Raw genomic sequence first — 11,379 nt, forward strand, 5'->3', positions numbered from 1 at the left:
TAATCAGTACCTGTATATTGATTAAATTGAAATTTAGGGCTATAAAACTATCCGGCTTATCCATACTTCAAATTATATAACAAAACTATTGATTTTTAATCTTTTAAAAGAAAAACTCGATGTGCTCAATTTTATGTTGCTGAAAGGCCATCCAACAAAACTGCGGAAGAACCGTCTTTTGAAAACGTATCGGTGATTGATTATCCATTAACTCCTTTCAACCACTACTACTATTCTATTCCACTCAAGCCCTACTTGGCCATCAACGACACTGCGAAACCGCCGCCACGGGCCTCGGTTATCTTGAGCGTGTCGCCCTTCTTTACGGTCTTCTTCGTTATTGCATATGCCTTGGGGTTGGTCTCGTAGTCGGCGTCCTTGGCGTCGGCGTAGATAGTGCACTCATACTTGCGGCCCTTGTCGAGGAAGTCGAGCTTAACTACTGCCTTGTGGCCGTTCTCGTCGCACTTGCCGCCTACAAACCAGTTGTCCGTTCCTTTGGCCTTGCGCGCCACGGTGATATAGTCGCCGGGCTCTGCCTCGATGTACTTAGAGTCGTCCCAGTCAACGGCTACGTCCTTGATAAACTGGAACGCGTCCATGTATTTCTCATAATGTTCGGGCAGGTCGGCAGCCATCTGCAGCGGACTGTACATCACGAGATACAGCGCCAGCTGACCCACGAGCGTGGTGTGTACGTATGAAGGATTGCTGCTCCATGTGTCGAGTTTTGTCTCGAATATACCCGGAGTGTAGTCCATCGGACCGCCTTGCAGACGGGTGAAGGGCAGCACTACGGTATGGTCGGGACGGCTTCCGCCGAACGCCTCGTACTCTGTTCCGCGGGCGCTCTCGTTGCCCACGAGGTTAGGATACGTACGGCAGAGGCCCGTCGGGCGCGTTGCCTCATGGGCGTTGACCATGATATGGTGTTTTGCAGCCTCCTTTACGGCGTGCAGGTAGTGGTTATTCATCGTCTGGCTGTAATGATGTTCGCCACGCGGAATGATGTCGCCTACGTATCCGCTCTTCACCGCGTCGTAGCCGTATTGGTTCATCAGCTTGTACGCCTTGTCCATCCAGCGCTCGTAATTCATCACCGACGACGAGGTCTCGTGGTGCATCATGAGCTTCACGCCCTTTGAGTGGGCGTAGTCGTTCAGCATTTTTATGTCGAAGTCGGGATACGGGGTAACGAAGTCGAACACGTCGAACTTAGAGTGTCCGGCCCAGTCCTCCCAGCCTTCGTTCCATCCCTCAACGAGAACTTCGTCAAGTCCGTTGGCGGCGGCGAAGTCGATATACTTCTTCACATTCTCGTTATTGGCGCCGTGGGTGCCGTTGGGTTTGCTGTTCTTATAGTCCGTTACGCCGAGACGTACCGACGGATATTCGTTAGTATAGCTCCATGTGTTGCGGCCAACGATAAGCTCCCACCATACGCCACAATACTTTATTGGGCGTATCCAGCTAACGTCGTCGAGGGCGCAAGGCTCGTTCAGGTTGAGGATAAGGTTCGAAGAGAGCATGTCGCGGGCGTCGTCGCTTACGAGAACGGTGCGCCACGGCGTGTTGAAAGGCGTCTGGATGTAGCCCTTCGTGCCCTGAGCGTCGGGGGTAAGCCATGACTCGAATACCATCGCCTTGTCGTCAAGGTTGAGGTGCATCGTGGCGTAATTTACGCACGCAGCCTCGTGGATGTTGATGTAGAGGCCGTCGGCGGTCTTCATCTGGAGCGCCGTCTGCACGCCGGTTGGCGAGAACGGGGTCTGCGACGAGTTGGGCGTTATGGCGTCCTTCATCAGCCCGCGGATTTCGGAGAGCTTTGACTCCACTGTCTCGTACTCCTGAGTGTCGTAGTCGCCGGGTATCCACCAGGCGGTATGGTCGCCAGCCATGGCGAACTGGGTGTGCTCCTCCTTTATCACGAAATAGTTGAGCTCGTTCTGCTGTGGGAACTCATAGCGCAGTCCCATGCCGTCGTCATACACGCGGAAACGTATCACGATGTTTCGCTTCGAGGCAGGCTGGTTCAGCGTAACGGCCATCTCGTTGTAGTGGTTGCGTATCGTTGCGGTCTGTCCCCACACGGGTTTCCACGTCTCGTCGAACGTCGATGTCTGTGTATCCGTAACGGTGAAGCCGTCCATAAGGTCGGTCTCCTCCATTCCCTTGCTGGCATGCTTGGTCTTCACAAGCTCCAGCCCGAGGTGGCTCGGCTTGACTACGGCCTTGCCTTTGTAGGTCATCTCGTACGTGGGGCGTCCGTTATCCAGTGAGAACTTCACTTCCACATTGCCATTAGGCGACGTCACCGTCTGTGCTGTCGCCATCAGCGGCAGCAACAATAATGCCATTAATACTTTTCGCATAATTGTCTAAGGTTTATTATTTTCATGTTAAATATCATCATTGAACAGCACTCAAGGAGTAAAGAAGTTAAGGAGTTAAGTAGTTAAGACAAATGAGTTGCCGGTTATTACACTGCCATTCAGATATAAATATCATTAATATAATCATTATATCCGTTACCGTTTCTTATCCATGTCCAATGAACAAGTCATTTGTCTTAACTCCTTAACTTCATTACTCCTTAACCCCTCAAAGACATAACTACTCTATCACTCACATTCTCCCGCTTTCCTTCACCAAGTCGGTGATATTCTGGTTGAAGTCATGTCCTTCGATAAGGTCTTCAATGTTGACGTGCATCCTGTAACGCCAGTAGTGGTGCGGATTCGACGGAACATTGATTCGCTCGGCATCGGCGTCAGCAAGACGCAGGCCTTCGTCTATCGACATCCAGTCTTGTATGGTGAGAATGCAGAGCATTGACGGGCAGAGCAGATGGCGCGAGATTATGTCCCGGGCCAGCCAACCAGGCAATGGGTGCGGCGCGGCGCCGTATTTCTGGAGCACGTTGTTGAAGAAATCTTGCGTACGTGTCCAGTCCTCGTCCCACCATTGGCGCAAGGTGGGCGTGTCATGGCTCGAAATCGTGCAGACCGAACGGTACGGATTACGCGCGAGGACACCGAAGCGCACGTGCGGATCCTTAGGCATTGACTGCAGTTCAAGACTGAGTATTTTCAGCTCATTCATCACCCATGACACGCAGTCGGGCACCATTCCGAGGTCTTCAGCGCAGACAAGCATGCGCGTAGCCTCGACTATCTTGGGCAGCTTGTTCATCGCCTCGCGATACCAGAACTGGTTGTTGCGGCGGTAATAATAGTCGTTGTATATCTTGTTGAACAGATACTTGTCGCTGTCGTAGAGCGATTCGTAAATGAAATCGAACTGTACCGAAATCCTTGGATGGAACTTGTTTGCGTCCTTATGGTCACGAACGAAGAGCACGTCGCTGATCAATGCGTACAGTCCGTCACGCAGATTGAGGTCGTCCTGATCGGTCTTGTCGGCAAAGGCAGCCTCGACCTTACGCTGCGTGTTGTATTCTTCCTTCATGCGGTAACGGCCGTCATGCGTTGGCTCGAGATATGTCTGGCGCACCATGTCGGCACGTTCGCCGAACATACGGTCAAGCACCCAGTCGGTAATGAACGGTTCGGTAAACAGCTCTTCCTGGAAATGCAGGCCGTAGGCCTCTATCTCCTCGCGTGTCATGCCGAGCGCCGGAGAGAACTGTCCAAGCAGTCCGTGAACGGCGTTGACAGGTATTTCCCATATACGGAAGAATCCGAGGACATGGTCTATACGGTAAGCGTCGAAGAACTTAGCCATGTTCGAGAAACGGCGAACCCACCAACGGCATCCGTCCTTCAGCATTTCGTCCCAGTTGTACGTGGGGAATCCCCAGTTCTGCCCGTTAACCGAGAAGTCATCAGGCGGCGCTCCGGCCTGTCCGTTCAGGTTGAAGTAACGAGGCTCCTGCCACACGTCGCAGCCGTAACGGCTAACGCCGATAGGAATGTCGCCCTTGAGTATTACGCCTTTTGCGCGCGCGTAATCGTGTACTTCGGACATCTGGGTGTTCAGGATGAACTGTACGTAATAATAAAAGGCCACGTTCTTGAAGGCCACGTTGCGCTGTCCCGACAGCGCTTTGCGCTCACTTTCGTCAAAGTGGTTGTGGTCGGGCCACCGAGAGAAGTCTGCCGTGCCGTACTTCTCGCGCAAGTAGCAATACTGCGCGTAGGGCACGAGCCATATTCCGGCCTCGTCAAAGAATCTCTTGAACTCCGCCGAGGCCAGCACCTTCTTGCCTTCCTGGCCATAAAGGATTTGCAGATACTCCGTCTTCGCGTTGTTCACCCGCTCATAATCTATCCGCGGCAGGGCGTTGAGCTCTTGCCTCAATGCCTCAAAGCGCTGTCTTTCGGCCTCATCCTCTATCGGCGGAAGGGCATTCAAGTCAACATATTGCGGATGCAGGGCGAATATGCTTATGCAGCTGTACGGGTACGAATCTGTCCAGGTATGGGTGGTGGTGGTGTCGTTGATGGGCAACAGCTGCAGCACGCACTGCTGCGTCTTTGATATCCAGTCCACCATCTTCTTCAAGTCACCGAAGTCGCCGACGCCGAAACTGGTCCGCGACCTTAACGAGAACACGGGCACTTGGGTGCCGGCGCACCTGACATCGTATATCGGGAAGAAAGCCTCGTCAAGCTCATACACGACAACCTGGTTCTCCTTCATTTCGGGCAGGTCAATGCGGCGGTTCATACCGTCCTCCCAAAGCAGGTCGCCCGGGTCGTGTACGTCGACGGCAACAAACTTAAACTCGAACGTGCGTCCCGCCAGCCTGGTAACATCAATATCGGCTACCCACTCGTTATAATTGTGCTCGTACATGGTCACTCCGTCAGCCACATTCCACGCCCCGAGCGACAGGTCAGAGCCTACAAGCACAAGCCTCTCGCGCCCCTTGAGCTGAGGGGCACGCACCTTTACGCGCGCCGTAACGGGATAATTGACCAGCGGCGCAGGGCTCATGCGCCTGCGCCGTATGCAGTCCGTAAAGGCCGAGCTGTACAGATAAGAGTCTGACGGAATTCCGAGCCAGTGGTCATATACGACAAACGGGCCGCCCCTCATGCTCGTAAGCTCAAGCCTGTGGGGCTCAACAACCCACTCGCTGCGCACTACTGTAGTCTCGCCGCGCACTACTGTATAATAATAATCAATGTGTGTACCGGTCTCCAGCCCAAGATTAAGGTCACACTTCCATACGTGACCGTCGTTGGTATGCATTCTGTAAGGCGTGGTGACTATCGAACCTTCCTCCCTTCCGGTTATAAGATTCAGTACGAGTTCCTCGCCGAAACTCGTATCGTAAGTGATGTTCAAAAGTATATTCATAGGTAACAGGTCTTTAATTTCGCTTCAAAGATAGCAATAAAAAAAATAAGGATAAAGCAAAATTCCGATGATTGTTCCTTTTGAACGTGCAATCGTTTACATCTAAACTTTCCACCCGTCGCCACAGGCTTCGTAATGCCCTGAAACAGTGGCACTAACAACCAGCTACGACATATGCAGCCTTTCGCCTTCCGAAAGGCCATCTTTTACATCCCGAAAGGGCGTCAATCGCAAGCTAAAATGCCGTCTTTTACATTGCAAAAGAGCACAAAACGCAAGGTAAAAGGCCTTGTTTTACAACATAAACAAATGATGATAATTTAGCTAAACTTCTGTCAGTCTGTCAGGACAGAGGTTAACACTCTGGTTATCAAAATGTTAGAAACTGAAAGATTGAGGATGAATCTTTCAGTTCCCTTCATGCCGGCAATTGACGGAAAATGCGCTGACAGATGTTTGGCGGACATCTGTCAGCGCATAAACAACTGATGGCCAGGCAATTAAGTTCCGAACTGACAACTGAAAGAGGTTTACGGAAAAAATGTCTACATTAGCACGCCATGCCGTCAGCAAGCCGCTGCCCATGCCGCAATATGTCAGCGGCCGCCATCCGACGGGAGCAATACCACGCCCTCCTGCTTCATCCCGTCCATCATTATTTTCAGCGGACTGCTGAAGCGCACGTGGCGTACGTACTGCGTCTCGTCAACGGCGGGCATGGCGTCGAGCAGTTCCTTTTGGAATATGCCGTCGTTCTTGTAAGTGTTGACGGTGAAATATCCCACGCCGAAACTCGTCAGGTTCTGGAAGAAGTGCGTGCCCTGGCTTGGGTCAACGCGATAGTTTGGCAGTCCGGCCTCAACTATCACGCGCGCCGCGCTGATGTGCGGCCACTTCACGGGAATGCCCAGCCAATAGTCGCTTGAGCCCCAACGGCCTGGGCCTACGAGCACGTAGTTGGTGCCGTCGGCCAGGAACTTGCGGTTTATCCGCTCTATCTCGTCGGCTATGCGGGGATTGTTCGACGCGGTGAAGTTGTCGTCCGTCTTGACGTAAACCACGTCGACAACGTCTTCACTGATACCGTGGCCCAGCGAATTGTGCGAGCGCAGCAGGCATTTCGAGTCGTCTATGGCCGTCAGGTCTTCGTCGAGCACCTGCTTGCTATCCACAATCGGGCGCATCTGCAACAGGTACAGCTCACCCGTGCGGTCGGCATTGATGTTGCACGCGAACTCTATCTCCACTGGCCTTCGCATGCCTTCGGCTCCATACTTCATCGACATTTGCAGCAGTTCGGGCAGGGGGAACACGCCCTGTTGCAGCACTCCGCAGAACGAAATGATTTTCCTGCCGCCCTCGTAAATGCCGTCACGGATTACCTGGTCATAGGGGTCGTACGTCGAGGCAATATAGTTGAGCGAGCCGTCCTTTTCGGCTTCCTTAACCTTGAGCTTCTGGATGTTGAATCCGTCGTCAACCTTGAAGTCTCCGCCAACGTCTTTCATGTCGAGCGCATAGAACTGTGTCTGCGTCTGTCGCAGCGCAATCTCCATCTCGCTCATCTGCAACACCTGGTTGGGATGGTAAGGACTGACGCGCAGCGTCTGGCCTCCGTCCACGATATACTTGCCCAGGCCGAGCGCCAGGCTTGCTATGCCTTCCTCCGATGTCTCGTCGCCTATGGGGTAATAGTTTATCGAACGCAGCACGCCCGATATGTTGGGATAGTACCTGTCGCCGTACTGTTTGCCCACTACTTCCTGCAGGATGACGGCCATCTTCTCCTGGTCTATGACGTTGCTCGTGGCCGTCATGTACGCCTTTGAGTCCTTGTAGTACACCGAGGCGTACACGCTCTTGATTGCCGCGGCGAGCATTTGCAGCATTTGGTACTTGTCATCGAGGTTGGGAATCATGTATGTCGAGTAGATTCCGGCGAACGGCTGGTAGTGCGAATCCTCCAGAAGACTCGACGAGCGGATGGCGATGGGCCTGTTAGTAGCGTCGAAGAAGGTGAAGAAGTCGGCTATATACTTGTCCGGCAGCTGCGCGCGGAGGAAGTGACGGAGTATCTCCTCGTCGCTGGCATCGCTCAGGGCTATCTCGTAAAGGTTGTTGCTCTCCATGAACTGGTCGAACACGTCGGTGCATAGCACCACCGTCTTAGGTATCGACACACTAACGCCCTCGCGCTCGTTAAACTCCGGATGCTTCTTTATTATATTGTCCAGATACGCCAGTCCGCGGCCTTTGCCGCCCAGCGAGCCGTCACCTATTCGGGCGAAATGGGCGTAACGGTCGAACTTTCCGCGGTCGAACACGGCCACGACGCCTATGTTCTTCATATGGCGGTACTGCACAATGGCGTCGAAGATGATTTTGCGGTGCAGGTCAACGTCCTGCAACTTATGCCATGTTACCGTCTTGAGATACTCCGACACGGGGAATATCGCCCTGGCGCACAGCCACCGGCTCATGTGGTTACGCGATATGTGGTAGAGCATTGAGTCGTAAGGTATCTTGAAGATGTTGTCCTGCAGCTCTTTCAACGTGCGCACCCGCATTACTTCCTTGTGGGTCTTTGGGTCGCGGAAGATGAAGTCGCCGAAGCCCATGTGCTCCGCCATGATGGCCCTAAGGTCAAGACTCATCGTCTTAGAGTTCTTGTCGATGAAGCGGAAATGCTCGGCCTCGGCCTTCGCCTTGTTCTCCGTCTCGCTGCTCTGGAGTATCAGCGGCAGATACTCGTTGCGCTCCCTTATCTCGCGCAGCAGCTTAAGTCCGGCCTCTGAGTCCTTCTCGCCGTCCTTGGGGAAGCGGCAGTCGGATATTACGCCGAGCGTGTTGTCGGCGTATTTTTCGTACAGAGCCATAGCCTCCTCATACGTACGGGCGAGCACCACCTTAGGCCTGCCCCTCATGCGGAGCATTGCGCTGTGCGGGTTAAGCGCCTCGGTAGAGAAGTGTTGGCTTTGCGTAAGGATGTAACCGTAAAGCGTCGGCAGCAGGGAGGAATAGAAACGTATGCTGTCCTCCACCAACAGAATCATCTGCACGCCGGCCTCGGCGATGTCGTGCTCGATGTTCATCTTGTCCTCAATGAGCTTTATGATGGACATGATGAGGTTAGTGTTGCCCAGCCAACAGAACACATACTCGAATATTGACAGGTCTTCGTTCTCCATGCGACGCGTAATGCCGTGCGAGAATGGAGTCAGCACGACGCACGGAATGTCCGGAAACTTGTCCTTAACGTCGCGTGCCACAGTGAAAGCGTCGTTGTCCGCGTTGCCGGGCATGCATATTACAAGGTCTATGCTGGTAGAAGCAAGCACGTCGGCGGCCTCCTCTGTGGTGCTCACCTGGGTGAAGGTAGGCGGGTAACGCATACCCAGCTCGGTGTATTCGTTAAATATTTTCTCGTCAATACGGCCGTCGTCCTCGAGCATGAAGGCGTCGTAGGGATTGGCTATGATGAGCACGTTGAAGATACGCCGCGTCATCAGGTTCATGAACGTGACGTCCTTCAGGTAAAATTTATTCCACTGCTGTGGTGTGTTTTCACTCATATCAAGAGGTTTTATATTAGCTGCAAATGTACGGAAAATATCCGAAAACAAAGAAGCCTGCGCCAATTTTCAAATTCAGGTACGTAAAATAAGGAATACGGTCGGCGATGACCGACTGTCATACTGAATCTTATTTCAATCCAAATGGTAGCAAACCGTTAGGGAAGCAATACCCTCTTCCTATCCAAGCGGTAGCAAACCGTCGGGGAAACAATACCCTCTTTCAATCCAGGCGGTCGCACTTTGTCATTCCGTGTCGGCGCACGGAATCCATGAATGCACCCACTTATTGATTAAGGCAGGATGTTTTCTGGATTCCGTGCGCCGACACGGAATGACAAAATGCGACCGCCTGGATTGGAAAATATTATAAGAAATAGACCTGAAGATTATGTTTTACCGTACAACCAAACTTCTAACGATTTGCGAAAGGTGGCCTTTTGTTTTCCGAAATGCCGTCAATTACACGCTAAAATGCCGTCTTTTGGAAGGTAAAAGACGGCATTTCGCAAAGTCGCTGAATATCAGCGAATTACAAAGCGATAAAAACAAGGGCGGGCAGAGGTGCCTTGTCAGGTCTCTGCCCGCCGCATATCATGGTGATTAATAGTCGGGAGTCGTGGTTATCTGGCCGTCCTCGGTCACCTTGAGGTCTACGTTATGGTTGTCAAGGTCTATTAGATAATACTTCTCGCCCTGCGCGGTCTCGATGTAGTCGCAGTCGTCAATGCGCTTGCCTGGGTACTGGGCCTCGACAGCCTGACGGATGTTTGCCGGGATGTCGCGCGTCATGTCAGTGGATGTCTGTATCCAGTTATACGACGTGTCGAACAGTATCTCCTTGCTCTTGCCGTCGTGGCGCACCTCAACCTCGTATCCACGGGCGTCACGGTCAAAGTCTACCACGGTAGCGCCAGCGTAGTTGTTGTCGATGAACAGCTTGATTTCGTCGGGCATCCCGTTGCCTATCATGTCGCCGTAGTTGCCTCCGCCTTCGCCCTGCAGCTCACGGAACAGCGTGCCGTTAAGGTCGAAGTAGAGGTCATAGTCGGGCTGACCGGCCTTCTCAACCTCGATTACATAGAAGGTCTCATACGACGGGCGCTGTATCTCGTCGATGTCGTCAACGGTCCATCCGTCCTGCGCGTACACCGTAGCGGCATATCCGGCCTGAACCGCCTGGGGCAGCGCGGTAAGGTCGCGTACATAGTCAACCTCGGTCATCACCCACTCTCCGCCTTCCGTAAACCATGCGTCATGCTCTCGGTTGTCCTTGCGGAACTCGGCAACGAGGTATCCGCCCTGCTCCCTGTCCCACTCTACACGGCCCACATTGCCGTACTTCGAGTCGAACGCAACCTGCACAGCCTCGGGCACGCGAGCGCCGTCATCATCGTCATCGTCGCTGCACGACGTTACCACCAGCGCCCCGAAAGCGCACATCATTGTCCACTTCAATAAATCAATAGTCTTCATAATCATCTCGTTTTTTTGTTTTTATTATTCCTGTTTCATTATCTCTGCCGGCCCTCAAGCTGCCGTCTTACGGACGCCTTGCCGGTTTTTACGAAAGCAAAGTTAGAGGGCAAATCTGAAATGAACCTGAAAACATGAAATATTTTCGTAATATTTTTTACACAACACGCATTTTCCGGTGTCTTTATATATAATAAGGTAAAGCGGGCATGACGGCAATATGTCGACATAAATGTTGCCGCTCTGCCCAAAACTGATTATCTTTGCAAGCATGAATACAAGACTGCTGACCTTCATCATCGCGCTGATGATGTCATTAAACGCCTCGGCACAGTACGAGAAATACCACGGCGACGGCATTGACGACTACCTGCGCTTCGTGCCGATAGCGTCGGCCTACGTGCTGAAAGCCGCCGGAGTGGAGAGCCAAAGTCCGTGGAAACGGCTTATTGTGAACACCGCTACGGCCTTCGCCATCGACGCCGCGTTTACCTACGGGCTGAAATATTCCATCAAATCTACACGCCCCGACGGCACCGACCGCCACTCGTTCCCCTCCGGACACACGTCGTTCGCCTTCTTCGGGGCCGCCATACTTGACAAGGAATTCCGCGAAGTAAGCCCCTGGATAAGCGTGGCCGGATACACCGTTGCCACTGCTACGGCCATAGACCGTGTGCGCCGAAACCGCCACAGATGGGGCGACGTGTTCGCTGGAGCTGCCATCGGGGTGCTGTCGGTCCAGGCCGGATACTGGCTCGGGGACAAGATGACGGGATGGAAAAAGAACGTCGACGTAGCCGTCGGCCCAACGGGGCTGTGCGTAGTGGTAGGACTGTAACTGTTGCCACCAGTCTATTAACAAACAAAACATACATGGATAACAGCTATTCAACGAAGGAACAACTGAAGGAATACTACACGGCCCAGGCCGACAGGCTGTCGTGTGAGATAAGTTCGCTAAAGAAAAAGGGACGCATGTACGTAACCCTTGAGCTTGCCACGT

General features: G+C 52.9%; 5 protein-coding genes. 1 reads left to right on the forward strand and 4 read right to left on the reverse strand.

All coding sequences use genetic code 11. The features are described from left to right. Nucleotides 1-251 precede the first annotated feature (251 nt). From H6A34_RS11225 to H6A34_RS11240, 4 genes are all read right to left on the reverse strand, one after another. Nucleotides 252-2,372: a glycoside hydrolase family 97 protein gene (locus H6A34_RS11225; RefSeq protein WP_205105588.1), complete on the reverse strand. Its 2,121-nt coding sequence runs from the start codon at nt 2,370-2,372 to the stop codon at nt 252-254. Nucleotides 2,373-2,625: 253 nt separating this feature from the next. Beyond that, the gene (locus H6A34_RS11230; protein WP_205105589.1) at nt 2,626-5,325 is read right to left on the reverse strand and encodes a 4-alpha-glucanotransferase; all 2,700 of its coding nucleotides are present in this window, start codon (nt 5,323-5,325) and stop codon (nt 2,626-2,628) included. A 596-nt stretch (nt 5,326-5,921) separates the two neighbouring features. Then, the gene (locus H6A34_RS11235; RefSeq protein ID WP_205105590.1) at nt 5,922-8,897 is read right to left on the reverse strand and encodes a PEP/pyruvate-binding domain-containing protein; all 2,976 of its coding nucleotides are present in this window, start codon (nt 8,895-8,897) and stop codon (nt 5,922-5,924) included. A 603-nt stretch (nt 8,898-9,500) separates the two neighbouring features. Continuing rightward, complete coding sequence (locus H6A34_RS11240) at nt 9,501-10,373, reverse strand: PepSY-like domain-containing protein (protein WP_205105591.1); 873 nt, start codon at nt 10,371-10,373, stop codon at nt 9,501-9,503. A 271-nt stretch (nt 10,374-10,644) separates the two neighbouring features. On the opposite strand from H6A34_RS11240, the gene H6A34_RS11245 reads away from it, so the two are divergent. After that, a complete protein-coding gene (locus H6A34_RS11245) occupies nt 10,645-11,214 on the forward strand; it encodes a phosphatase PAP2 family protein (RefSeq protein WP_205105592.1) in 570 nt (189 codons plus the stop codon). Nucleotides 11,215-11,379: the final 165 nt, after the last annotated feature.

This window comes from Marseilla massiliensis (genome assembly GCF_016899855.1).
Taxonomy (GTDB): Bacteria; Bacteroidota; Bacteroidia; order Bacteroidales; family Bacteroidaceae; genus Prevotella.